This window comes from uncultured Agrococcus sp. (genome assembly GCF_945915485.1).
Lineage (GTDB): Bacteria > Actinomycetota > Actinomycetes > Actinomycetales > Microbacteriaceae > Agrococcus.
In genome coordinates this window covers 37,643-61,899 of sequence record NZ_CAMEFJ010000004.1, presented here as the reverse complement: position 1 = coordinate 61,899, position 24,257 = coordinate 37,643, and the positions used below count along the sequence as shown (strand labels likewise).

Annotated in this window: 21 protein-coding genes, 1 other RNA gene and 1 pseudogene; 14 read left to right on the top strand and 9 right to left on the bottom strand. The window is 63.2% G+C overall.

What is annotated here, in order from left to right; genetic code table 11:
• Positions 1-123: 123 nt before the first annotated feature.
• Positions 124-1,152: an ATP-dependent 6-phosphofructokinase gene (locus Q0O95_RS01750; protein WP_293694726.1), complete on the top strand. Its 1,029-nt coding sequence runs from the start codon at positions 124-126 to the stop codon at positions 1,150-1,152.
• A gap of 4 nt (positions 1,153-1,156) precedes the next feature.
• Here Q0O95_RS01750 and Q0O95_RS01745 read toward each other — a convergent pair whose 3' ends face one another.
• The gene (locus Q0O95_RS01745; RefSeq protein ID WP_293694725.1) at positions 1,157-1,555 is read right to left on the bottom strand and encodes a hypothetical protein; all 399 of its coding nucleotides are present in this window, start codon (positions 1,553-1,555) and stop codon (positions 1,157-1,159) included.
• Between the two features lie 152 nt (positions 1,556-1,707).
• Between Q0O95_RS01745 and ssrA the strand changes: the two genes are divergently transcribed.
• From ssrA to Q0O95_RS01725, 4 genes are all read left to right on the top strand, one after another.
• Positions 1,708-2,080, top strand: a transfer-messenger RNA (tmRNA) gene (gene ssrA, locus Q0O95_RS01740).
• Positions 2,081-2,336: 256 nt separating this feature from the next.
• Positions 2,337-3,110, top strand: coding sequence for a glucose 1-dehydrogenase (locus Q0O95_RS01735; protein ID WP_293694723.1), 774 nt, complete (start codon positions 2,337-2,339; stop codon positions 3,108-3,110).
• A gap of 39 nt (positions 3,111-3,149) precedes the next feature.
• Positions 3,150-4,166: a nitronate monooxygenase gene (locus Q0O95_RS01730; protein ID WP_293694721.1), complete on the top strand. Its 1,017-nt coding sequence runs from the start codon at positions 3,150-3,152 to the stop codon at positions 4,164-4,166.
• Positions 4,167-4,205: 39 nt separating this feature from the next.
• Positions 4,206-5,576 (top strand): aldehyde dehydrogenase family protein, encoded by a 1,371-nt coding sequence (locus tag Q0O95_RS01725; RefSeq protein WP_293694719.1) that lies wholly within the window; start codon positions 4,206-4,208, stop codon positions 5,574-5,576.
• A 35-nt stretch (positions 5,577-5,611) separates the two neighbouring features.
• Here the strand turns inward: Q0O95_RS01725 and Q0O95_RS01720 are convergent, their stop codons facing one another.
• A complete protein-coding gene (locus Q0O95_RS01720; protein ID WP_293694717.1) occupies positions 5,612-5,908 on the bottom strand; it encodes a rhodanese-like domain-containing protein in 297 nt (98 codons plus the stop codon).
• 9 nt (positions 5,909-5,917) lie between these two features.
• Entirely contained in the window at positions 5,918-6,688 is a 771-nt protein-coding gene (locus Q0O95_RS01715) for an inositol monophosphatase family protein (RefSeq protein ID WP_293694716.1), read from the bottom strand.
• Positions 6,689-6,927: 239 nt separating this feature from the next.
• On the opposite strand from Q0O95_RS01715, the gene Q0O95_RS01710 reads away from it, so the two are divergent.
• The 3 genes from Q0O95_RS01710 to Q0O95_RS01700 all read left to right on the top strand — a co-directional run bounded on the left by Q0O95_RS01710 (position 6,928) and on the right by Q0O95_RS01700 (position 8,613).
• Positions 6,928-7,401: a hypothetical protein gene (locus tag Q0O95_RS01710; RefSeq protein WP_293694714.1), complete on the top strand. Its 474-nt coding sequence runs from the start codon at positions 6,928-6,930 to the stop codon at positions 7,399-7,401.
• A gap of 23 nt (positions 7,402-7,424) precedes the next feature.
• Complete coding sequence (locus Q0O95_RS01705; RefSeq protein ID WP_293694712.1) at positions 7,425-7,937, top strand: hypothetical protein; 513 nt, start codon at positions 7,425-7,427, stop codon at positions 7,935-7,937.
• A 151-nt stretch (positions 7,938-8,088) separates the two neighbouring features.
• Entirely contained in the window at positions 8,089-8,613 is a 525-nt protein-coding gene (locus Q0O95_RS01700) for a hypothetical protein (protein ID WP_293694711.1), read from the top strand.
• Positions 8,614-8,627: 14 nt separating this feature from the next.
• On the opposite strand, the gene rsgA is transcribed toward Q0O95_RS01700, so the two are convergent.
• Together rsgA and aroA are read right to left on the bottom strand one after the other, a co-directional pair.
• Entirely contained in the window at positions 8,628-9,668 is a 1,041-nt protein-coding gene (gene rsgA, locus Q0O95_RS01695) for a ribosome small subunit-dependent GTPase A (RefSeq protein WP_293694709.1), read from the bottom strand.
• The gene (gene aroA / locus Q0O95_RS01690; protein WP_293694708.1) at positions 9,665-10,981 is read right to left on the bottom strand and encodes a 3-phosphoshikimate 1-carboxyvinyltransferase; all 1,317 of its coding nucleotides are present in this window, start codon (positions 10,979-10,981) and stop codon (positions 9,665-9,667) included. Before aroA ends, rsgA begins: the two co-directional genes overlap by 4 nt.
• Before the next feature lie 141 nt (positions 10,982-11,122).
• On the opposite strand from aroA, the gene Q0O95_RS01685 reads away from it, so the two are divergent.
• Positions 11,123-11,698 (top strand): sigma-70 family RNA polymerase sigma factor, encoded by a 576-nt coding sequence (locus tag Q0O95_RS01685; protein WP_293694707.1) that lies wholly within the window; start codon positions 11,123-11,125, stop codon positions 11,696-11,698.
• Entirely contained in the window at positions 11,695-11,961 is a 267-nt protein-coding gene (locus Q0O95_RS01680; protein WP_293694706.1) for a zf-HC2 domain-containing protein, read from the top strand. Before Q0O95_RS01685 ends, Q0O95_RS01680 begins: the two co-directional genes overlap by 4 nt.
• A 200-nt stretch (positions 11,962-12,161) precedes the next feature.
• Here the strand turns inward: Q0O95_RS01680 and Q0O95_RS01675 are convergent, their stop codons facing one another.
• Together Q0O95_RS01675 and Q0O95_RS01670 are read right to left on the bottom strand one after the other, a co-directional pair.
• A complete protein-coding gene (locus Q0O95_RS01675) occupies positions 12,162-15,926 on the bottom strand; it encodes a multifunctional oxoglutarate decarboxylase/oxoglutarate dehydrogenase thiamine pyrophosphate-binding subunit/dihydrolipoyllysine-residue succinyltransferase subunit (RefSeq protein ID WP_293694705.1) in 3,765 nt (1,254 codons plus the stop codon).
• Positions 15,927-15,988: 62 nt separating this feature from the next.
• Positions 15,989-16,525, bottom strand: a complete 537-nt coding sequence (locus Q0O95_RS01670) for an HNH endonuclease (protein ID WP_293694703.1) — start codon at positions 16,523-16,525, stop codon at positions 15,989-15,991.
• A gap of 111 nt (positions 16,526-16,636) precedes the next feature.
• On the opposite strand from Q0O95_RS01670, the gene Q0O95_RS01665 reads away from it, so the two are divergent.
• The 4 genes and pseudogenes from Q0O95_RS01665 to Q0O95_RS01650 form a co-directional block, all read left to right on the top strand.
• Positions 16,637-18,079: a GuaB1 family IMP dehydrogenase-related protein gene (locus Q0O95_RS01665; RefSeq protein WP_293694701.1), complete on the top strand. Its 1,443-nt coding sequence runs from the start codon at positions 16,637-16,639 to the stop codon at positions 18,077-18,079.
• Between the two features lie 59 nt (positions 18,080-18,138).
• Positions 18,139-19,449, top strand: coding sequence for a hemolysin family protein (locus Q0O95_RS01660; RefSeq protein ID WP_293694700.1), 1,311 nt, complete (start codon positions 18,139-18,141; stop codon positions 19,447-19,449).
• Complete coding sequence (locus Q0O95_RS01655; protein WP_293694698.1) at positions 19,446-20,486, top strand: hemolysin family protein; 1,041 nt, start codon at positions 19,446-19,448, stop codon at positions 20,484-20,486. Before Q0O95_RS01660 ends, Q0O95_RS01655 begins: the two co-directional genes overlap by 4 nt.
• A 50-nt stretch (positions 20,487-20,536) precedes the next feature.
• Positions 20,537-21,394: pseudogene (locus tag Q0O95_RS01650) on the top strand (glycosyltransferase 87 family protein); the annotation flags it as partial.
• A 265-nt stretch (positions 21,395-21,659) separates the two neighbouring features.
• On the opposite strand, the gene Q0O95_RS01645 reads toward Q0O95_RS01650, so the two are convergent.
• Both Q0O95_RS01645 and Q0O95_RS01640 read right to left on the bottom strand, forming a co-directional pair.
• The gene (locus Q0O95_RS01645; RefSeq protein WP_293694736.1) at positions 21,660-22,832 is read right to left on the bottom strand and encodes a homoserine O-acetyltransferase; all 1,173 of its coding nucleotides are present in this window, start codon (positions 22,830-22,832) and stop codon (positions 21,660-21,662) included.
• A 45-nt stretch (positions 22,833-22,877) separates the two neighbouring features.
• A complete protein-coding gene (locus tag Q0O95_RS01640) occupies positions 22,878-24,185 on the bottom strand; it encodes a bifunctional o-acetylhomoserine/o-acetylserine sulfhydrylase (protein ID WP_293694696.1) in 1,308 nt (435 codons plus the stop codon).
• Positions 24,186-24,257 lie beyond the last annotated feature (72 nt).

Sequence of the window (24,257 nt, the reverse complement as noted above, 5' to 3'; positions counted from 1 at the left end):
GCGTAGCCTCGTACGGTCCCCACGATCTTCCTGCGTCGAAGAGCGCGTCGCGTCGCAACCGATGCGCGGTACCTATCGAGTGCGAGAGACTGGTTATCCGCGAAAGCTATACAGGAGCGTGCAATGCGTATCGGAATTCTGACCTCCGGGGGAGACTGCCCGGGTCTCAACGCAGTGATTAGAGCTGCCGTGCTGACCGGCATTAAGGAGTACGACTACGACTTCGTCGGCATCCGGGACGGCTGGCGCGGGCTGATAGAGGGCGATGTTCGCGCGCTCAATCGGTCCGCGGTCCGCGGGCTATCGCGTGTTGGGGGCACGATTATCGGTACCAGCCGTACGCATCCCTACGACGCGGAGGGCGGCGGGCCCGAGAAGATGAAGGCGACCATGGACCGTCTCGGCATCGACGGCATCATCGCGATCGGCGGAGAGGGGACCCTCTCGGGGGCTCGTCGGCTGTTCAACGACGGTATGCCCGTCGTCGGCGTACCGAAGACCATCGACAACGATCTGGACGCTACCGATTACACCTTCGGGTTCGACACGGCCGTGGAGATCGCAACGGAAGCTGGAGACAGACTGCGCACGACGGGCGACAGTCACATGAGGTGCATGGTGCTGGAGGTCATGGGGCGCCACGTCGGCTGGATTGCACTGCACTCGGGTGTTTCGGTCGGAGCTCACGTGATTCTCATTCCGGAGCACCCCGTTTCGATCGAGGAGATCGGCGACTACGTTCGCCAGGTCTACGACCGTGGCCGAGCCCCGCTCGTCGTCGTATCGGAGGGCTTCAAGCTCAAGGACATGGATCAGGAGTACTCGACCAGGGGCAACGACGAGGCGAACCGGCCGCGACTCGGCGGTGTCTCCGAGATGCTCGCCCCGATGATTCAGGAGCACACGGGTATCGAATCTCGAGCGACGGTACTCGGTCACATTCAGCGAGGAGGCGCTCCGACGGGAGCCGATCGGGTGCTCGCCACACGGTTCGGTATCGGTGCCGTACGCGCCGTGGCCGACGGCGATTGGGGCAGCATGGTCGCCCTGCGGGGGACCGATATCGTTCGCGTAACGCTGGACGAGGCGCTCGGTTCGCTCAAGACCGTGCCGGCATCACGCTACGAGGAGATCAAGCACCTGTTCGGGTGATCGCTTACGGGCAGCTGACCGTGAGATGATCGCCGAGGAGCTCTTCGTCACCTGCGTCCAGGACCGGGTCCTGTGAGAGTCGGTAGGTGCATCCCTCGAAGAACACGCGCAGCTGCCCTAAGCCGTCGCCGCACCCGCCTCCTGACGTGCCTTCCGCATCCAAGATGACCAGGCACCAGGCATCTTCCGCATCGATCGTGCCGCCGTAGACGTCCGCACCGCGCGGATCCTGCCCGAAATACCTGATGCTCTCAGCGTCGAGGTTTTCGACCAGACTCGTCGGTGCTTCGGTCGGTACGTTCGCGATGTCGCCAGAATCGAAAGGGCCGTCTTGGGATGCGCATCCTGTCACGACGAGAACCGCGGCGGCGAACAACACTGACCATCGTGGGAGAACCTTCATGCACTCACGGTAGCGAATCGAAGGATGATGAGCCGCCAGTGCGGGATATTGTCATCTGTGGCTACAGCGCGAGTACGTGGTACTATGGAGGGCTGGTCACGCTAGTGGCCGGATGTTCATTGACAAGTCAACAGCGCGCGACGCTACCCCACGGGGATGATCGGTTTCGACACTGTTCATATGCGTGGTGGGAAGCGGGTCGAGGATGCAGGGTTATCTCGTAAACGCCCCCTGCGAAACTATAGGTGCCAACGCAAAGCGCACCGACTTCGCCCTCGCTGCATAAGGCGAGCCCGAAGTCCGTCAGACCCGAGATGCTCTCGCTCGGGACCCTGGCGTCGTTTTGAGAGCTTGCTGCACTACTGCGTCACAGGGTAGTGCGGGACTTTTTCTGTGACTGGGCCCGTCGTCCTAGATGTCTGTGACAAAGGGCGGGGCCGAGTAGAACGAATATCCACAGACTGCACCCGGAGAAGCCTCACTGTGTGGCAGTGGACGGGGGTTCGATTCCCCCCATCTCCACTAGCGATTGAATCTCGGGAGTGGATGCACGCATCCTCTCCCGAGGCGATCGGGATTGTTGACGAGCGCGTAAGCGCGAGGAACATCACAGAGCGTCGCGCGAATGAAAGAGCCCCGGTTTCCCCGGGGCTCTTTTTTGTCGACTCCACGGAAGCGGCATCTCTGTTAGTTCAAATTTGGAATAATTCTGCGAGGGTCTTGTTGACCCGATTAAGAAGGTGTCGAAGAGCGATGCCGGAGAACAGAGAGGCTTGGAGAAATGACGTTTCCGGTTCTTGAAGGTAAAGTCGCGATCGTAACGGGTGCCGCGATGGGCATGGGAGAGGCCACGGCACGGCTGTTCGCCGAGGCCGGCGCTAAAGTCGTCGTCGCCGACTTCAATCGCGAGAAGGGCGAAGCCGTCGCCGCCGAAATTCTGTCGGCGGGAGGTGACGCGCACTTCGTGCAAGTGGACATCTCCGATGGCGAACAAGCAGAAGCCATGGTCGCGGCAACCGTCGAACACTATGGTCGCCTGGACGTGGCAGTCAACAACGCCGCTCTGACGCCCGACCAGAACTTGGCGTCGGAGATCGACGAAGACTACTGGGATCGCCTGATGGCTGTTGACCTGAAGGGGACGGCACTGACGATGAAGTACGAGCTGCGGCAGCTGTTGCAGCAGGGCGATGGTGGCGCCATCGTGAACATCTCATCGACTTCGGGGTTTCGGGTGCAGCCGCAGACGATCGCATACAACGCCGCAAAGCACGGCGTCAATGCGCTCACGAAGACAGCGGCCGTTGAGAACGGCCCGCACGGTATTCGTGTGAACTCTGTCGCACCCGGCGCGGTAGACACCCCGATGTTGCGCGGTGCCATCGAGCAGTTCGGCCTCGATCCCGTTGAGTACCCGAAGCAGCTCTCGGCACTGCACCGCTTTGCACAGCCGGAGGAAATCGCGCAGGCGAGCCTTTGGTTGGCGTCCGACGCGGCGTCCTACGTGACCGGCACGACCATCCACGTCGACGGAGGCTACACGGGCGCGATGTAGTCACTCGCGTGCAGGGAGTCGGTGACTACACTCATTGACATGAGCATCGCCGACCTCCTTGCCCGCAAAGTCTGGCTGGCGCCGATGGCAGGGGGCGTCACGACGGTCGACCTTGCCGTCGCCGTCGGTGGCGCCGGCGGGATGCCGACGTTGGCCGCGGGATACCTTCCCGCCGATGCCGTCGCAGCCGATCTTGTCGCATTTCGTGAGCGCCACCCGGGGCCGGTCGGCGTCAACGTCTTCACGCCGCAACCTCGTACCGTGAGTGCTGAGCAGCTCCGGCGGTACTCCGAGCTGCTGGCGCCCGTCGCCGAACGTCTCGGCTCGAGGCTCGGTGAGCCGGTGCACGATGACGATGACTACGAGGCGAAGATCGATGCACTCGTGCAAGAGGCTCCCGCGCTGGTCACGTTCACCTTTGGGCTTCCCACGGCTCACGATGTCTCGAGACTGCACGGCGCGGGCGTCACGGTCGGCGTCACCGTGACCTGCGTGGAGGAGGGGCGCAGGGCGCTCGAGATCGGAGCCGATGTCTTGATCGCGCAGGCGGCATCCGCGGGAGGTCATAGAAGCACGCACGATCCGCTGCGGAAGCCAGGAAGCGAGACCGTCGCCGACCTCCTGTACGGGCTGTTGCCACTCGATGCGCCCGTTGTCGTCGCGGGCGGAATCGTCGATGCCGCAGGCGTTGAAGCCGCGCTCAGGGGCGGCGCTGCCGCCGTGTCTTGCGGTACTGCGTTTCTCCTCGCGGACGAAGCGGGAACCTCCGGGGTGCACCGTCAAGCACTGCAGGACGCTCGTTTTTCTTCCACGGTCGTGACCAGGGCTTTCACAGGCAGACCGGCGCGTGCCCTCACTAATGCCTGGACACGGCTTGGAGTCGACGCGCCGACCGGATATCCGGATGTTCACTGGCTGACGAGAGATCTCCGCCGTGCCGCTGCGCACCACTGCAACCCAGAATGGGTCCACCTGTGGGCGGGAGAGCGCTGGCAGGACATCCGGGCAGCCCCGGCGGCGGAAATCGTGACCGCTTTGCTGAGCGACGGACGATAGGCTGAGCAGCATCGGTTCAAAGAAGATCAGGAGTGGAAGATGACCAACTATCGCGTCGTGAATCCCTACACGGGAGAGACCGTCAAGGAATATCCGACGGCCACCGACGAACAGATTCGCGAGAGCGTTGCTCGGGCGGATGCCGCGTACGAACCCTGGGCCAGCCGCCCGCTCTCCGAACGCGTTGAAATTCTGCAGAAAGCGGCGAAGGCATTCATCGACCGCAAGCAAGAGCTCGCGGAAATCATCCAGATCGAAATGGGTAAGCCGCTGGAGCAGGGCCTGTTCGAAGCCGAATTCTCCGGTGAGATCATCGGTTATTACGCCGACAACGCCGAGCAGTTCCTGGCGGACGAAGTTCTGGAGAACCGCGCCGGAGTCGACGCGCGCGTTCGCAAGGAGGCCCAGGGCGTCATCCTCGGCATCATGCCGTGGAACTTCCCCTACTATCAGGTAGCCAGGTTCGCTATGCCGAACCTCGTCCTCGGCAATACGGTCGTGTTGAAGCACGCTCCGCAGTGCCCATGGTCGGCAAGCATGATCGCGGAGATTCTGGAAGAGGCCGGTCTGCCGCAGGGTGCGTACGAGAATGTCTTCGCTACGAACGAGCAGATCGCCGACATCGTCATTCCCTCGCCAGCGGTGCGTGGAGTATCGCTGACCGGCTCCGAGCGGGCCGGTGCTGCGGTGGCGGAGGTAGCAGGGCGCAATCTGAAGAAGGTCGTGCTGGAGCTCGGTGGCTCCGACCCCTTCCTCGTGCTCGGTGCCTCGGATCTCGACGCCGTCGTCGAAGCGGCGATCGAGGGCCGTATGGAGAACTCGGGGCAGGCGTGCAACGCTTCCAAACGATTCATCGTCGTCGACGAGCAGTACGACGAGTTCGTCGAAAAGGTGTCGGCAGCGCTTTCCGAGATGAAGGTGGGAGAGCCGGAGGACGGCGAAGCGCTCGTCGGCCCGCTCTCATCGCAGGCAGCTGCCGACAATCTGCGCACACAGGTGGGAGCAGCCGTCGCGGACGGTGCGCAGGTGCTCGCCGGTGACGTTGCGGATTCAGGCGACACAAGGGTTGCCCCCGCTCTGCTCGGCGGCATCACGGAGACCATGGCGGCATACGGCCAGGAGCTGTTCGGGCCCATAGGCCAGGTCTACAGGGCGAAGGACGTGGACGACGCGGTTCGCATCGCGAACGCGACACCGTACGGCCTCGGATCACGGATCTGGGCCGACGACCTCGACGTTGCCAGGTCTGTCGCGGCGAGGCTCGACGTGGGCATGGTGTCGATCAACGGCGCGAACGGTGAGGACTACGACATGCCGTTCGGTGGCGTCAAGCGCTCCGGATTCGGGCGTGAGCTCGGGCCCCGCGGCATGGAGGAATTCATGAACAGGAAGCTCGTCGTCGAGCCCTGAACCAACACGAGTGGTCAGGTACCCGGCCGGTCGCGTTATCCGCGGTCGGCCGGGTATCCCGCTTCTAGCCACGCATTCGTGCCACCCGTGACGTTCATGGTCACGATGCCGAGCGACTGCTCCAGGTACTCGACGACGCGCGCGCTGCGGCCACCGGACGCGCAGATGATAGCGGCGCCATCCGGAATCTCCGGGTATCGAACGGGTACCTGCGCCATCGGCATGTGCTCGGCTCGCGGTACCCTGCCGGCTTGCCACTCGTCGAGCTCCCGCACGTCGACGACAGGAACATTCGGGTCGGCGTGAAGCTCTTGTACGGTGATCTCGCGCATGGCTGCAGACTATCCGTCCATCGCGGCGAGTAGTTCGGCGTGCAGTAGTCCGTTGCTCGCAACGGCACTGCCGTGCCACGGACCTTCGCTGCCGTCGGCAGCGGTGAACGTGCCGCCCGCCTCCTGCACGATCGGAACGAGTGCGGCCATATCGTACGGCTGGAGATCGAACTCCGCGACGGCATCGATCTGGCCCTCCGCGAGCAGCATGTAACTCCAAGCGTCACCGTAGGAGCGTGCTCGCCAGACACGTCTTTGCAGCGCGATGAGCTGATCGAGTCGGCCCGCTCCGTCCCACCCTTGGATCGCATTGTAGGAGAAGGCGGCGTGCTCGAGGGTGTCCGTTCCCGAAACTCGGATGCGTCTCGGGTCGCCAGGGTTGGTCCAGGCACCTTCGCCCACGGACGCCCACCAACGCTGGCCGAACGCCGGTGCTGAACATACACCGACAACGGGCTTGTCATCCACGGCCAACGCGATCAGTGTTGCCCACACGGGCGCACCGCGCATGAAATGAGCGGTTCCGTCGATGGGGTCGATGATCCACTGCCGTGCTCCACTTCCTTCGGTTCCGAATTCCTCACCGAGGACGCTGTCTTCCGGCCGCTCTGAGTGCAACCGGTCGCGAATCGCGAGTTCAACGGCTCTGTCTCCTGCCGTAACGAAGGTGCGATCCGGCTTCGTCCAGGTCTCGAGATCCTGGCTGCGGAAGTGCTGCATCGAGATCTCGTCAGCGATGTCGGCCAGACGAAGAGCGAGCGATAAATCTTCAGCGTGCATGTTTCTACGCTACAGCTCGGAGAAGCGTTCAGGCGTACCCCACAAGCGAACTCCGCCGAGCGAACAAGCGGCACGTGCGGGCACGAAGGATGAGCCTCCAGGCGATAGGCTGACCTACGTCATGCATCGCGGCCTTTCGACCGGATCGCGGTCGTGACGGGTAGCGTGAAGCTGCTACACAGCCCGCTGTCGGCAATTTCGATTACCTTGGCAATACGAACAGCCGGGAAAGGATCATCATGGCACGTCGGATACTCACGCTGGCACTCCTCGCGGGGGTCACAACTGCCACGTTGACGGGCTGTGTATTCCTGGGCCCCTCCGACGACGACGAGCCTATTGAAACCCCTTGCTGCTCCGAGACGGAAAGCCCCGAGCCCACGGAGACCGACGAGGAGACGCTACCGACCGATCCCGTGCCGACTGAACCGGACCCCGATGGGGAAGGGCTTGAGGAGTGGCCCCTGTCGATCCCACAGCCTCCCGGTTCGCCCGTTCCCGGCTTCGATACACCGACCTTTTACATGGTTCCTGCCGACCGTGACGCGTACCTCGAATACCTCGACGAGATTCGAGAACTTCGGGACGCGGAAGAGATTCACAGCTCAACGCAGGAAACCGATGGCGCGGTATTCCGCATCGGCGAATTCGACATGATCATCGTCTTCGCCGAAGAAGGCAGTGACAGCTTCATTACGGTGATGCTTTCCTGATGGGAAGGAGTTCTGCAACACGGATGGGCCGAAGAAACAGGAAGCTGCTGCTCACAGCGTTGTTGACGGCCGTGACGGCTTCAGTATCGGGCTGCATTTTCCTGCCGTCCCTGGCGGGAGGGAACGCGCCTCCTCATGAAGCACCGGGCGAAACGGAAAGCGCCCACGACGGCGATACGCCCTCGGAATTCGAAGGGGCGACGCCCGCGCCACCGCGCGGTACGACGAGCCCCGAAGGGCAGCGGGAAGAAACCACGGCGCCAGACGCTGTCGACGACTGGCCGGAGGAGATTCCAAAGCCTCCCGGCGAGCCCTCTCCATACTCGGATACGGCGGAGTTCTATCTTGTTCCGGCAGACCGAGGGACCTTCGAAGCGTACGTTGAGGAGTTGCTGGCGCTTCCCGATGTCGAAGAGCGTGACACGAGTGACTCGAGCTATGACATCGCATGGCTCTATATAGGCGATTACGACGTCTTCGTCATGTTTCACGACGACTCCGATCAGCTGAGCGTGACGATCACGCCGAGGCGCTGAGCATCCTGCAGACAATGAGGGAGTCTCCAGGCTTCGCCCAGAACCGATCAGTACGCTTTCGTCAGAACCACAACGGCAACGGCAAGTTACTGACGCTGCGTGGTCGACACAATCACAGACGGCCATGAATCTTGATTTCGGAAGGAACGCCATGCCACGTCGAACCCTTGCAATAGCGCTACTGGCGGGGATGGTGACAGCCTCGCTTTCCGGTTGCGTATTCCTCCCGAATCTTCTCGGCGACGATAGGCCGGACGATTCGGAGATCACAGAGACCGACGATCAGAACAACGACGACTCCGACCCGGACGACTCCGAATTCCCCGATGTCGATCTCGTGCCGTCGCCCCCGGACGACGACCGTGACGATAACGACGATCAGACCGACGATGACAACAACGATGACAACAACGCCGACAGCGGGGAGTGGCCGGACGAGATTCCGAAGCCTTCCGGAACCCCCATCGAGGGTGAAGACGGCACCGATTTCTATCTCGTTGACGGTGACCGTGACTTCTACGAGGACTACGTTGACGAACTGCTCGACGTTCCCGGCGCGACCCTCGACTACCAGGATGAGGATGAGCACTTCAGCACTTCGATCACCATCGGAGACTACTGGGTGTTCGTCATGTACCACGAGGACTACGAATGGGTGAGCGTCTCCATCTACTGATGGCCGGGGCGAGGTCAGAGTTCGTAACGCTCTGACCTCGCCTGCACCAGGGTCGCCAGCATCGACTGCATACTGGCGACGAGATTCGCATCCGCTTCGCCACTCGCGGCGGCTTCGGCCATTGCGCAGTCGGGCGCATCCTCAAGGTGAGTGCATCCGCGGGGGCAACGGAGCGCGAGCCCTGCGAGAACTGGGAAGGCTGCGATGACGCTGTCGATGTCGACGTGGCCCAGCCCGAACGAACGCACGCCGGGGGTGTCGATTATCCATCCGTTTCCCAGGCGATAGCTTGCCGTCGAAGACGAAGTATGCCGTCCGCGTCCCGTCACTGCGTTGACGTGTCCGATGGCTCTGTGCGCATCGGGAACCAGCGCGTTGACCAGCGTAGACTTGCCGACCCCCGAGTGGCCGATGGCGACGGAGATGTGGCCGTCGAGTCGTGCTCGGAGCGCCTCAAGAGGAGGGTTGGCTGACGACGACGTGAAGGTCTCGATTTCCAGGCCCTCGAAGTGCGCGAGCAGCGGTGCCGGATCCGCCAGATCGATCTTGGTTACGACGAGCACAGGAGTTATACCTGCGTCGTACGCCGCCACGAGATAACGATGGATCAGTCTGGGGCGAGGAAGGGGATCGGCGGCCGCTGAGACCATGAGCATCGTGTCTGCATTGGCGACGATAACGCGCTCGAAGTCGTCGGCGTCGTCTGCGCTCCTGCGCAGCAGGGTTTCCCTATCCCTGATGCGCACGATTCGGGCGAGAGTTCCGGAGTCTCCGCTCGTGTCGCCGACGACGTCCACCCGGTCGCCTGCCACGATGGCATCGTTACGCAGCTCCCTCGCTCGAGTACAGGTGGTCGTCCGCTCCTTCAGTGTGCCCTCCCGAACCACGACGGTGTAGCGGCCGCGATCGACACTGGTGACGAAGCCGATCTCGGCGTCTTCGTGGTCGGGGCGCTGTTTCGTCCTCGGTCGATTGGCTTTCGGATTCGGGCGCTCTCGCACCATCGACTCGTCGTACTCCTCGTACGGGTCGTCGTAGTCGCTCAGCCAGCTCACCGGACCATGGCCCCCCACAGTTCCGCGAACTCGGGGATCGTCTTCGACGTCGCGTCTATGTCGTCCACTTCGACGTCCCACAGCAAGCCGAGCAGCGCGCCGGACGTCGCGATGCGGTGATCGGCGAAGGCCTCCCACTCCGCTCGGCCGGAGGGGAGACGCTCCATCGGATACACGGTGATCGCATCGTCGGTGACTTCGCACCGTGCACCCATCCGGGTCAGATTGGCTCTGATGGCTTCGAGACGATCGGTCTCGTGGCCGCGCGTGTGACCGATGCCGGTAATCGTCAGAGGTGCATCGCAGATCATGCCGAGCACCGCGATCGTGGGCGATAGCTCGCCGGCGTGACCCATTTCGATCGCTCCGCCTCTGAAGCGTCTTCCTCCGAGTGCGCCGGCGCCGCCCGAGACACTGCATGACGAATCGACGTGGACGTCAGCCCCGAGCCCGCGCAGAAGATCAGGCAGCAACGCTCCCACCTGCGTTGTCTTCTCCGGCCAGTGCCGCACCGAAACGTCACCGCCGGCGACAAGGGCGGCCGCGAGGAATGGCGCAGCATTTGACAGGTCGGGTTCGATGCGAGTGTCGCGTGCCCCGATCGGCCCTGGCTCCACTCTCCACGACATGTCGCCGATTGCGCTCGCGTCGACACCGCGATGACGAAGGGCCTCGAGCGTCATCTCGATGTGGGGGAGCGACGGTAGCCGATCTCCGCTGTGGGTGATGGTGAGCCCGCGTTCGAACCGGGGAGCCGCCAGCAGCAGAGCGGAGACGAACTGGCTGGAGCGGGATGCGTCGATCGTGAGCGAGCCGCCAATGAGCCCTCCCGAACCCTGCACCGAGAAGGGCAGCGCATCGCGGCCCTCGTCTTCGACGATCGCGCCGAGCGCGCGCAGCGATTCGATGGTTTCGCGCATCGGGCGCATGCGAGCGTGCGGGTCGCCATCGAAGTGCACCGTTGCCGACGATAGGGCAGCGACGAACGGCAGGAAACGCATTGCAGTACCCGCTAGCCCGACATCGATCGAGATCGAACCGCCCGCGGCTCCCGGGGTGATGATCAGGTCGCTGCCGTAGGCGCCATCGCCGGCAACCGGCTCGATCATGGAGCCGAGCGCGCGAAGGCCCTCCACCATGAGCTGCGCATCCCGTGAATGCAGGGGGCGCAGGAGGCGGCTGGGGCCGTCGGCAAGAGCTGCCAGCACCAGTTCGCGGTTGGTGAGCGACTTCGAACCTGGCAGGTCGATCTGGGCGTCGAGAGCCGTTGTCGCGCGCGGCGCAGACCAGGCATTTGAGAGCGGAGCATCCATCACTCTCCAATCTAGTCTGGTTCGTGACTTCCTGTTGATGGACTGTGTGCACGGGAATGCCCGCGCGAACTGCGCTGTTGCTCCCAGCAGGAGGGATGCATGACAACACAGCTGCGCGAGAGATCTCTAGACTCGATATCGATGACCAGCGAAGATAAGCGTGCTCGCTTCGTCGACGAGGCACTGCAGTACACGGACGCGCTGTACGCCGCGGGTATGCGCATGACGCGCAATCCGGCGGATGCGGCAGACCTCGTGCAAGAGACGTTTGCGAAAGCCTATGCCGCTTTCGACTCATTCACACAGGGAACGAACCTCAAGGCGTGGCTGTATCGCATACAGACCAACACCTACATCAATCAGTATCGAAAAGCCCAACGAGAACCGAGACAGAACGCGCTCGACGAGATGGAGGACTGGCAGGTCGGGGATTCCGATTCGATAACGGCCTCTCACTCGCGCTCCGCAGAGGCCGAAGCGATCGATCGGATGCCGTCCGGTGTCGTCAAGGATGCGCTCCAGTCGCTTCCGGAAGACCGCAGGATGGTTGTGTATTGGGTGGACGTCGAAGGCCTTTCATACGCAGAGACTGCAGAGATCATGCATACCCCGGTTGGAACGGTAATGAGCCGCCTGCATCGCGGCCGTCGCCAACTACGCGAACTGCTCGCGGACTACGCGAGCCAGCAGGGTATGACTACGAAGGAGACCGCATGACCACCGAGGCCCAGCAGGCGCCAGATCAAGCTTGTGAGAAAGCCCGTCGGGAGCTGGAAGAGTACATGCACGGCGAGCTGTGCGCAGAAGACGCGAGCGACATCAGGGCGCACTTGGACGGCTGCCAGGAGTGCCGGGACGAGCACACGGTTGGAGTGACGCTTTCGAACGCCCTCAAGGGGGCGTGCAAAGAGGCGGCTCCCGAGCAGCTGCGCGACCGCATCCTCGATGCTATTCGTGAGGCGCAGGCCGGCCACAGCTAACGACACTCGCACAATCTCGACAGCGCCTTGCCTCGAGCACCTTTGTGCTCGGACATCTCCGGCGTCCCTCTTCCCGCCCTCTCAGGTAGTAGCACTTCTCGGTCTATGCATGGCGACACGCCGGTATAGCGCGTTCATTCCATGTATAGACCGAGAAGTGTGCTGAGAACAAAGGGGAGGAGGATTGCGTCGCCAGCGAGCTAGGAGAGCGCTTCGTCGAGGATCTGCACCAGCTCTGCTGCCGAGCGTTTCGGTGAACCCGTCGCGGGGCTCGCAGACGGTGCGCGACCGACACCCCGCAGCGTGCGACCGTGGAGGTGCTTCGGCAGGTTGTGGTGAATGAACGGCCACGAACCCTGGTTGAGCGGCTCCTCCTGCACGGCAATCAGCTCCGCGTTCGGGTACTGGTCGAGGATCTCGTTGATGCGTTCGACATCCAGCGGGTAGAGCTGCTCGAGTCGGACGATCGCGACGTCGTCGAGCTCGCGCTTCGCGATCTCCTGACGCAGGTCGTAGACGATCTTTCCACTCGCGATCAGTACGCGACGTATGCGTTCCTTGTCCTGGACACCACTGTCATCGAGAACGGCTTCGAAGCGTCCGGACGTGAACGCGTCAACGGGGCTCACGGCATCCCGCAGTCGCAGCATCGCCTTCGGGGTGAAGATGATGAGCGGTTTGCGAGGACGCGCGTATGCCTGACGACGCAGCAGGTGGAAATAGGATGCGGGCGTCGAGGGGCGCGCGATCGTCATGTTCTGTTGCGCCGCGAGCTGCAGGAAGCGTTCCAGGCGACCCGATGAATGATCGGGGCCGGCGCCCTCGTAGCCATGGGGGAGCAGCAGCGTGAGGCTCGACTCCTGTTCCCATTTCTGCTCGCCGGCGGCGATGAACCCGTCGATGACTATCTGCGCACCGTTCGCGAAGTCTCCGAACTGCGCTTCCCAGAGAACCAGGGCCTCCGCATTTTCTACGGAGTATCCGTATTCGAAAGCCATGGTCGCGTATTCGCTCAAGAACGAATCGTAAATCGAGAGCCGGCCCTGCGATTCACCGATGTTGGCAAGCGGCAACCATTCCTGACCGTTCGCCTTGTCGTGCATGACCGCGTGGCGCTGCACGAATGTTCCACGCCGCGTGTCCTGACCGGACATGCGAACGGGCTTCCCCTCCATCAGGAGGGACCCGAGCGCCAAGAGTTCGCCGTACGCCCAATCGATGTTCCCGTCCGAGCTCATCTGCACGCGTTTCTTCAGCAGCTGTGCGACCTTCGGGTGCACCGTGAAGCCCTCCGGCGGATTCGCGTGGGCCTTGGCGACGGACTCGATCGTCGACACGGAGACGCCCGTGTCGTCGGGTGCTCCAGTCAGCGGCGTTTCCGGTGTGGAGGTGACGACAGGCATGGATCCTGTCGTGGCCTCGTGGGTCTCCTGGAACGCTCGCTCGAGCCGGTCCTGGAAGTCGGCCTGCGCCTGCTCGTACTCTTCCACCGTGATGTCGCCGCGACCGACGAGGTTCTCGGCGTACAGGGTACGGACGGAGCGCTTCGCCTCGATGAGCGAGTACATGAGCGGCTGCGTCATCGTAGGGTCGTCGCCTTCGTTGTGGCCGCGTCGACGGTACGAAATGAGGTCGATGACGATGTCGCGGTTGAACTCCTGGCGGTACTGGAAAGCCAGTTCCGCAACGCGCACGACGGCTTCTGGGTCGTCGCCGTTGACATGGAAGACGGGGGCCTCGATCGCCTTCGCGATATCGCTCGCGTAGGTGGAGGAGCGGCCGTCCTTCGGGGGCGTTGTGAAACCGACCTGGTTGTTCGCGATCAGGTGGATCGTGCCACCCGTGCGGTAGGGACGCAGCTGCGACATCTGCAGCGTCTCGAAGACGACGCCCTGACCGGCCATGGCAGCGTCACCGTGGACCAGGATCGGGAGGACGGAGAACTGCCCGTCGCCGAGGCTGTCCTGCTTCGCTCTGACGATGCCCTCGAGCACGCCGTCGACGGCCTCAAGGTGCGAGGGATTCGCGGCGAGGTAGACGGGAATCTGCGCACCGGATGCACTCGTGAAGGTGCCCTCCGTGCCCAAGTGGTACTTCACGTCACCGGAGCCGTTGTACGAGGCGGCGCCCTCGAACTCCTGGAAGATCTGGGCGTACGTCTTGCCCGCGATGTTCGAGAGTACGTTCAGTCGGCCGCGGTGGGGCATCCCGATCGCGACCGAGTGCAGGCTCTGCTCCGCGGCGCCCGCGAGGACGGCGTCGAGGAAGGCGATCATCGACTCGGTTCCTTCGAGACTGAATCGTTTCTGCCCGACGAACTTGGTCTGCAGGAACGTCTCGAAGGACTCGGCCTGGTTCAGTTTGCCGAGAATCCGCATCTGCTCATCGTGCGTCGGCTTGACATAGGGCACCTCGAGGTGCGCCTGGAACCACTTGCGCTGGGCAGGATCCGAGATGTGCATGTACTCGACACTCGTCGTGCGGCAGTACGTGTCGCGGAGGACACCGAGAACGTCGCGCAGCAGCGCCTGACGCTTACCACCGAACCCGCCGACCACGAACTCACGGTCGAGGTCCCAGAACGAGAGCCCGTGGTGCTCGATTTCGAGGTCGGGGTGGGTGCGTTGCACGTACTCGAGCGGATCGATGTCGGCCATGAGGTGACCGTTGGTGCGGTAGGCGCCGATGAGCTGGCTCACGCGAGTCTGCTTGGAGAGTTCGGTGCTGGGCTCTACGTTGACGTCCGTCGTCCAGCGGATGGGCTCGTAGGGGATGCGCAGGTCGGCGAAGATATCGCGGTAGAAGTCCATCTCACCGATGAGCATTTGGTGGACGATCTTCAGGAACTCGCCGCTGCCGGCTCCCTGGATAACGCGGTGATCGTAGGTGGACGTCAGCGTAATCGTCTTGCCGATACCGGAATCTGCGAGACGCTCTGGCGATGTTCCCTCGAACTCGGCCGGGTAATCGAGAGCACCCGCACCGATTATGCAACCCTGCCCCTTCATGAGCCGAGGAACAGAGTGCACAGTGCCGATTCCACCGGGGTTCGTCAGCGAGATCGTGGTGCCCGCGAAGTCGGCAGCCGACAGCTTGTTGCCGCGAGTGCGCTTGACGACGTCCTCGTACGCGTTCAAGTAGTCCTGGAAGTCCATGGACTGCGTTTTCTTGATGCTGGGCACCAGCAGCGCGCGCGAGCCATCGGGCTTGGGGAGATCGATCGCGATGCCGAGGTTGACATCCTGGTGCTGCACGAGCGTCGGCTTGCCGTCCACAACGTCGTACGAGACGTTCTGGCTCGGGAAGATCTTGAGCGCCTGGATGAGCGCGTAGCCGATGAGGTGCGTGAACGAGACCTTGCCACCGCGAGTGCGGCGCAGATGGTTGTTGATAACAATGCGGTTGTCGATCATCAGTTTCGCGGGAATCGTGCGAACGCTGGTCGCGGTCGGGACCGTAAGCGATTCGTCCATGTTCGCCGCGAGGGTCTTCGGCAGACCTCGCAGGGGAGTGCGAACCGGCTCATTGGCCTGATCGCCGTCCTTCGAAGAGTCCTTCTTCGCCTTCGCCTCGGCCGGGACGGGGGTAGGGCGAGCCGGCTGCTTCGTCGTCTTCGCGGCGATTGTCGATGCGCCCGTGGTCTGTTCGCTGCTCTGCTGCTGCACCGGCTGCTTTTCCTGCTTCGCTGCCGGCTGGGTCGACTTGGCAGGAGCGCTCTCGGCGGGAGGGGACGGCGGTTTCGGGGCGGTAGGGGCGGACTTCGCAGGCGTTGCACCCTTGGATGCGGAAGCGGGCTCGGTCGGCTCGCTCTCGCCTGAACCGCCCGATCGTTCCGCCGCGTATCGTTCGAGAATCGGCCACCAGGACTTGGCAACCTTGTTCTTATCCTGTCGATACAGTTCGTACTGCTCGTCTACGAGCCATTCGTTGGCACCGAACTCGTTCGAGTCTGCGGGGCTAGCCACGTTTCGATCGCCTCTTTCGCGTCGCTGTTGAAGTCATCGCGCGTCTCACGATGTCACAGGCATTAAGCATAACCGCTTTGGGAGACCGTTCGCGGCACGCTTATGCCGAGCTCTTCGAGGTCGACGCCCGCCGCTTCGACGGCGAGCATCATGACCTCGCGACGCCACACGACACGGGGCTCGAACCGTAGCTCCATACCCGCCTCCTTCGGCGTGCGGTTGCCCTTCTTGCCGTTGCATGTCACGCACGCCGTGACGGTGTTGAGCCAGCTGGAGTCGCCGCCCCGGGAAACGGGAAGGACGTGGTCGATCGTGTCTCCCGTTCTGCGGCAGTAGGCGCAGCGGCGGCTGTCACGCTCGAGCACTCCGCGACGCGACCAGGGCATCCTGTCGTACAGGCGTGAGTGCGGGATGGCGACGTACTCGTTGAAGACGACGACACGGGGGACGGGAAGCTCTACGCTGTTCGAACGGATGGTCTCGTCAGCTGCCAGCATGATCTGGGCTCGCTCTTTGAGCACGAATGCGACGGCGCGCTTGAGCGATGCGACACCGATCGGTTCCAGCGTCGCATTGAGCACCACCACTTTGGCCGTCACCGTAGTCTCCCTTCATAGAGGACCACCGCCAACCAGTCTCTCATTACTCCGTGAACGAACGGTGAAGTGTGCGATCGTTGCACAGGCGTGTCGCGCTGTACCGTAGGAATCATGCGCTTTCTTGCCGATCGTCCCGCCCACGATCTGACCTACTCTGACGTCTTCCTGGTGCCGTCGAAATCGGATGTGGGCTCACGGTTCGCCGTCGATCTCGCGCCCGACGACGAGACGGGCGCGACTATCCCGCTCGTGGCCGCAAACATGAACTCGGTGACCGGCCCGAGGCTGGCTGCGACGCTCGCCAGACGAGGCGGTCTGGCGGTCCTGACCCAGGACTACGACGAGTCGGCCACGTTCGACTCGATCTCGTGGGTGAAGGAGCAGCCGATCGGACTCGAGTCCCCCTTCATTGCAACCGCGGACGAGTCCGTGCAGCAGGTGCTGCTGCGCCTTCCAGCCGTCGAAGGACACATCCTCTGCATCGAGGATGCCGAAGGGGGCTTCGTCGGCGCGATTCCCGCCCAGCGACTCGGTCACGCCCTCGCGGACGCACGCGTCGGAGATCTGCTGCACGGGCAGCTGACACCACTCGAAGAATCCGATGTCGCCGATGCACGCTCCACGTTCTCGAAGCTCGATGAACTCGAAATCGACGCGGCTCCCGTGCTGCGAGACGGTGCGCTGGTGGGCGTTGCCTCTCGACGCGGAGCGCTTCGCCGTGACATCTACTCGCCGGCTCTGGATGGCAACGGTCGGCTGCGCACCGCCGTGGCAGTCGGCATCAACCGCGACCCCGGCTCACGCGCTGCGCGACTGGTGGAGGCCGGAGCCGATGTCATCGTCGTCGACACCGCCCACGGGCACCAGGAAGGCATGCTCAGCGCCGTTACGGCAGTTCGCGAATCCGTCGGCGACAGCGTCCCCATCGTCGCGGGCAATGTCGTTTCGTCCTCCGGCGTCACCGACCTCGTCGCAGCGGGCGCGAACATCCTGAAGGTCGGGGTAGGTCCGGGCGCAATGTGCACGACCCGAATGATGACGGCCGTCGGGCGTCCGCAGTTCTCGGCCGTTCTGGAGACCAGCGAGCGAGCGATAGAGCTCGGGGCTCGCGTGTGGGCAGACGGCGGTGTCCGGTACCCGCGCGACGTTGCGCTCGCACTCGCCGCCGGAGCATCCAGCATCATGGTCGGCTCATGGTTCGCAGGAACCATCGAAGCTCCCGGTGTTCTGGAGCGGGATGCGGACGGCAGGCTGTACAAGGAGAGCTGGGGGATGGCCTCGACCAAGGCGGTGCGTGCTCGTTTCGGAGCGCTCGATCCGTTCGAGCTCGCGCGCAAGACGATGTTCGCCGAGGGTATCTCCTCTTCGAGAATTCTGGTCGATCCGCTACGCCCGGGGCTCGAAGACCTGCTGGACATGATCACGACGGGCGTTCGATCTTCCTTCACCTACGCGGGGTCGCAGACGATCCCGGAGTTCCGTGAAAGGGCCATCGTCGGCATCCAGTCGGCTGCCGGCTATGAAGAAGGCAAGGCGCTTCCCGTTTCGTGGTGAAGTGGCGGTAGGATGCTCTTCGTGAACGACTGCCATCATAGTCCTTGGCCAATCGCCGCATGAGCGATTGGCTACTCCTTGGAATCGGCATGCTGTTGTCGCTCGGCACCGGCATCTTCGTGGCGAGTGAATTCGCACTCGTCAACCTCGATCGCAGCGAGCTGGAAACGCGCAGGAAGCGCGGCGAACGCGGGCTGCACCAAACGATCGCCGCCCTCGGTCGAACGTCGACGCACCTTTCCAGCGCCCAGTTGGGGATCACCCTCACGACGCTGCTGACAGGAACCACGTTCACCCCGGCGATCGAGAATCTCGTGGGCCCGATGCTCGTGGACTTCGGGCTTCCGGAAGGCTCGACGCTCATCATCTCGAGCATCCTGGGTGTTGCGCTCGCGACGCTCTTCTCGATGCTGTTCGGTGAACTGCTGCCGAAGAACATGGCGCTCGCGATCCCGCTTGCGACAGCGAAGGTCGTCGCGCCACTGCAGCGCGCGTTCACCTTCGTGTTCAAGCCGGCGATCCTGATGCTCAACGGCTCCGCGAACGCGCTGCTGCGCGCTGTCGGTATCGAGCCGAAGGAGGAACTGTCGAGCGCACGAACCCCGGAGGAACTGGCTTCCCTCGTCCATCGCGCGGCGATGCAGGGGTCCCTCGACGCGAACGCGGCGACGTTGATCTCGCGCACACTCCGGGTGTCCAACCTTTCGGCTGACGAAGTCATGACGCCTCGTTCGCGCATGGAGTCGATCGACCGCGAGTCGACGGTTGCCGATCTGATTGCGCTGGCGCGGACGACCGGGTTCTCCAGGTTTCCGATCATCGACGGCGATCCAGACGAGATCACGGGTATCGCACACCTCAAGAAGGCCGTCGGCGTACCACGCGAGAAGCGTTCCGAGGTGCCGGTCCAGGCGATCGCGACTGAGCCCGTCCGTGTCCCCGAGTCGCTGGAAGTGTCCTCACTGCTCGGAGATCTCAAGGAACGCGGGTACCAGCTCGCGATCGTCATCAACGAGTACGGCGGAACCGCTGGCCTCGTGACGCTGGAGGACTGCGTAGAAGAACTCGTCGGCGAAGTGAGCGACGAACACGACAGGATGCGCTCCGACGTCGTGCACGGGCCTGGCTGGATCACCTTCCCCGGGCTCTTGCGCCCTGACGAGGCGGCCGAACGCGCTGGCGTATTCATCCCGGAAGACTCTGACTACGAGACGGTCGGGGGCTTCATCATGTCCTCGATAGGGGATATTCCCGAAGTCGGCGACTCGGTTGAACTCGAACACGGCACGCTCGTCGTCGACAGGGTCGACGGCCGACGGGTCGACCGCGTGCGCTTCATCGCGCGCCCGATCGAAGAGGAGGCGAAATGAGCGACTGGATGGGTGTCGTCTGGCTCGTAGTCCTGCTCGGCTTCAACGCGTTCTTCGTCGGTGCGGAGTTCGCGGTCATCTCTGCCAGGCGAGCCCAGATCGAGCCTCGCGCGAACAAGGGCAGCAAGGCCGCGAAAATGGCGCTGCAGGCGATGGAGAGCGCCTCGCTCATGCTCGCGATGTGTCAGCTGGGCATCACGGTGTGCTCGCTTCTGATCCTGTATATCTCCGAGCCCAGCATCCACCACCTGCTGGAGGTGCCGCTGTACGCGCTCGGCTTGCCGCCGGAAGTCATCACCGTTGCCGGCTACGTCATAACGCTCGTGCTCGTCACGTACCTGCACGTCGTGTTCGGAGAGATGGTGCCGAAGAACGCGTCGTTTTCGATGCCGACGCGGTTTGTACTGCTGCTGGCACCGCCGCTGCTGTGGATCTCGCGTATCTTCAAGCCGATCATCGGGCTCCTCAACGGCATTACGAACGGCATGCTCAGGCTCATGCGCATCGAACCGAAGTTCGAAGCCAACTCGGCCTTCACGCTCGATCAGGTCGAGACCATTGTCGAGGAGAGCAAGCGAGAGGGTCTGCTGTTCGATCCGACGGGCGCGTTGGCGAAGACGTTCGAATTCACGAGCAGGAAGGTCGCCGACGTCGCGCTGCCGCTAGCCGACATCGTGACGCTGCCACTGGATGCGACAACGGAAGATGTCGAAGCAGCCGTGCGTGAGCGTGGTTTCTCCCGCTACGTGTTCGTCGATGGTGCGGGGGATCCCGTCGGCTACCTCCACATCAAGGACGTGCTCGGGACCAAGGATGAAGCGAGCGGACTGCCCGTGCAGGGCAAGCGCATCCGCCGACTCGCTTCGCTCTTCGAAGAGAGCGAGCTCGAAGATGCCATGCAACTCATGCGCTCCTCCGGTGCTCACGTCGCCAAGGCGTTCAATGCGGAGGGCGAGACGACCGGGCTCCTCTTTCTCGAAGACATTCTCGAGGAGCTGGTCGGTGAGGTGAGAGACGCCACGAGGAGGCTGCGTTGACCGGCGGTGCCTATCGCATCGCCTGGTTCGAGCACGTGCTCATCTGGACGATGTTCGCGGCGACGCACGCGTGGCTCGCGTTCGCGAACCTGGTCGTTCGGCCGGGTACCTTCGCAGATGTCAGTGGTGTCTATCGCTACTGGTTCCAAATGGCCGGCGAGGGGCACGTTGTCGGCATCGACGAATCCTGGGTGTACCCGTTGCTGGCCTGGATTCCCATCGGTTTCGCAGGTGCAGCCGGCGCCGGGCCCTACGGTTTTCTCTGGCTCGCACTGGTCATTCTGCTGAATGCCGTGGCAGTGTTCATGCTGCTGCGTATGAAGAACGGTATGACGCTCGCGTTCCTGTTCATCTGTCTGATGTTCCTCATAGGGCCCGTCGCGGTCGGGAGACTGGACACGATAACGGTTGCGATAGCGGTTGTCGCGATCTGCCAGATCTGGGAGGGCAGAGTCGGGCTCGCGGCTGTTCTGTTCACGGTGGGCGCCTGGATCAAAGTGTGGCCCGGTGTGCTGTTCATCGCGCTCCTGGTGGTTCGCGCGAAGACTGCCTGGAAGAAGATCTTGCTAGCGGGAGCAGTCGTCTCAGCGGCTGTTGTGACCGTTGGTTTAGCACTGGGAAGCGGCGCGAACGTGTTCTCGTTCGTCTCACAGCAGGGCGCTAGGGGGCTGCAGGCGGAGTCCGTCTTTGCGACTCCCTACTTGTGGCTCGTCCCGTCCGGTGCGGCAACGGTCGATTTCGATGACGACATCTTGACCTTCCAGGTGTACGGCCCGGGAGTGGATACCGTCGCGGCGGTCGCGACACCGCTCCTCGTCGTCGCCGTCGCTGCGATCGTGCTGTTGGCATACCGTGCCGTTCGCAGAGGAAGCGATCAGCTCGACGTGTTCGTGCTCGCGTCCTACGCTCTCGTGCTCGCCGTGATCGTCTTCAACAAGGTCGGCTCGCCTCAGTTCTTCACCTGGCTGACTCCGGTCGCCATCCTGTTGGCGCTGCGCAACTTCCGTAGGCACACCGTCGAAATCCTGTTCATCGCTGTTGCAGCCTTCTTGACGCAGCTGGTGTATCCCTGGGCATACGGGTCCGTGCTCGGAGCCGAACCGACGGGCCTTGCGATCATTTCGATCAGGAACCTGATCGAGATCATGCTCATGATCGCCGCTGTCGTAGCGCTTATGAGAATACGGGCAGCAGGCGAAGGGCCTTCGCAACCTCGTCGAGCTCGATCAAGAACGCATCGTGCCCGTACGGAGACTGCAGCAGATACGGTTCCGCACCGGTCACAGACAGAGGCAGCGCCCGAGTGATCGCCCGCTGCCCGGCCAACGGGAAGGTGCGATCGGTGTCGATGCCGAGTACGAGTGTCGGCATATCGAGGACGCTGAGCACCTGCGGCAGCTCATCCCGGTCGCGCGTGACGTCGTGAGAAGACATCGAGTGAACGAGGGTTCGGTAACTTCCCGCGTCGAATCTTCTCGTGAACCTGTTGCCATGGACGTCCAGGTACGACTCGACCTGGAACTTGCCGCCGTGGGCGGGCCGGATGTTCGACTGCAGCGTGCGTCCGAAACGATCATTCACTTCGAGTTCACTGCGATAGCTGAGCATCGCGATGCGCCGAGCGAGCGCCAACCCCCTGTGCGGGCCGTGACCGTCGGGTAGATCGTAGAAGTCACCGCCACGCCAATCCGGGTCGCGTTCGATGGCCTCGATCTGCAACCGGCCGTACGCCACTTGATCTGCTGCCGTGGCGGCCGGGGCAGCAAGAACGGCCAGCGCCCCCGTGCGTTCGGGGGCTGTCACGGCGAACTCGAGTGCGTGCATCCCGCCCATGGAACCGCCGATGACGGCCGCGAATCGGTCGATACCGACTGCGTCCGCGAATGAGAGCTGAGTCGCAACCTGGTCACGGATGCTGAGGTAGGGGAACCGAGACCCGAAAGCGGACCCGTCAGGAGCGAGGGACGCGGGGCCGGTCGATCCCTGACAGCCGCCGAGCACATTGGGCGCTATGACGAAGAATCGGTCGGTGTCGATAGGCAGCCCTGGACCGACGACACCCGGCCACCAGCCCGCAGTCGCGTGCCCGGGGCCGGCATCCCCGATCACGTGCGAGTCGCCCGTGAGCGCGTGGAGAATGAGCACGGCGTTGGACCGCTCTTGATTCAGTGTTCCCCAGGTTTCGTAAGCGATTGTCGTGGCCGGCAGCCGCGCGCCCGATTCGGTTTCGAAGGCGCCGAGGTGAGCGAACTGCCGCGTGCCGACGGGGTCGCCGGGAAGCCACGCACCCGTGGTCGGAATCAGCCCTCGCTCTTCCCGGAAGGCGGGGTCGATAGCCTGCAGCAACTGTGTGTCGTCGCTGCGCTGGAAATCCACGGGTGCGTTCCCTCCTTAGTCGTTCTTCGCCCGCGAGGCTGCTGCGAGCCCCAATTCTAGGTCGGCGATCAGGTCGTCGACGTGCTCGATGCCGACCGAGAGGCGAACGAGCCCCGGAGTCGCGCCCGCAGCGAGTTGCTGCTCCGGCGTCAGCTGACTGTGCGTCGTTGAGGCCGGATGAATGACGAGCGAGCGAACATCGCCGATGTTGGCGAGGTGGCTGAACAGCTCGAGCCCCTCCACGAACGCCTTGCCGGCGGGAACGCCGCCGGACAGTTCGAACGACAGCACTGCACCTGCACCCCTGGGGGCGAGTTGCCGACCCAGGTCGTGCCACGGGCTCGAAGGAAGCCCGGCATAGTTCACACTCTGCACTTCCGGCCGTGCCTCGAGCCACTCGGCAACGCGCTGGGCGTTCTCCACGTGGCGTTCGATGCGGAGCGAGAGCGTCTCGATGCCCTGCAGCAGCTGCCAGGCGGAGTCGGGTGAGATCGCGGCTCCCGTATCGCGCAGCAACTGCACGCGCGCTTTCATGATGTATGCGATCTGGTCGCCGAGTGCTTCTGTGAATACCACCCCGTGGTAACTCGGGTCTGGTTCGTTGAGGCCGGGGAAGCGGTCGGACTTCGACCACTCGAACTTGCCGCCGTCGACGATTGCGCCGCCCAGCACGGCTCCGTGTCCGCCGAGGAACTTCGTCGCCGAATGCACAACGATGTCGGCGCCGTGCTCGATCGGGCGCAGCAGATACGGCGTCGCGATCGTGTTGTCGACGATCAGGGGGAGCCCTGCCGAGTGAGCGACGTCGGAGACGCCCTTGATGTCGAGGAAGTTGACTTTGGGGTTACCGATCGTCTCGGCGAAGAACAGCTTGGTGTTGTCACGCACGGCCGTGCGCCACTGACCGAGATCATCCTGGTCATCGATGAAGGTGACCTCGATGCCGAGCTTCGGAAGCGTGTGAGCGAACAGGTTGTAAGTGCCGCCGTAGATTGCGGCGGAGGAGACGATGTGGTCGCCTGCCTGCGCGATATTCAGAATCGCGTAGGTCTCCGCGGCCTGTCCGGATGCGACCAGCAGGGCTGCCGGGCCTCCTTCGAGTGCTGCGATGCGCTGCTCGACGACGTCCTGGGTCGGATTCATGATGCGCGTGTAGATGTTGCCGACCTCGGCGAGGCCGAACAGGTTCGCCGCATGCTCCGTCGAGCGGAACGTATACGAGTTCGTGCGATACACGGGAGTGATTCGTGCCCCCGTCGTAGGGTCGGAAGTCGCGCCCGCATGAACCTGCAGGGTCTCGAATCTTTGAGCGTTGGCGGTCATAGTGAGCCTTTCTGTTCGGCGTAGCCGTGTGTGACCGAGCGTAGGCTCACCGGTGCGAGTCGGGCAAGGACG